At 49.8% G+C, this 643-nt stretch carries 1 protein-coding gene; it reads left to right on the forward strand.

Annotated features, from left to right (window positions below; all coding sequences use genetic code 11):
- The coding region (locus R8O11_RS28580; RefSeq protein WP_318195040.1) for a PTS transporter subunit EIIC at window positions 1-643 on the forward strand (643 nt) is incomplete at both ends.

Here is a 643-nt window from a genome sequence, read left to right on the forward strand (position 1 = left end):
GATAAAACCGCAGGTTATCTGTCTGGTGGCTTTATGTACTCCATGTGGGCGCTCCCAGCAGCGGCACTGGCGATTTACCACTGCGCGTCTCCTGAGCGTAAGAAAATCGTCGGCGGTTTGATGATGTCTGCGGCGTTGGCCTCTTGGTTAACCGGTATCACAGAGCCAATCGAATTTACCTTCTTATTCGTCGCCCCAGTGCTGTACGTGATCCATATTTTCCTTACCAGTATTGCGTTTGCGATCACCGCATTTTTGGAAATCAAACACAGTACAGACTTTGCGCACGGCGCGATCCAGTTCTTCCTTTACTACCCAATGTCGACCAACGCGTGGATGTTCATCATCATCGGTCCAATCTGGGCGACGCTGTACTATGGCTTGTTCCGCTTCCTAATTGTGAAGTTGGATCTGAAAACGCCGGGTCGTGAAACCGACATTGCAGAAGTGAAGATTGCCGGACAGCCTGATGAAATTGCGGTGGATGTAGTAGCTGCATTGGGCGGCAAAGCCAATATTAAGTCAGTCGATGCGTGTATCACTCGTCTGCGTGTCTCGGTGAAAGACATCGCTAACGTTGATGTTGCTAAGCTAAAAGAACTTGGCGCGCGAGATGTGTTAGTGATTGGCGACAGTTTACAAG

The organism is Vibrio sp. 1288 (genome assembly GCF_033344475.1).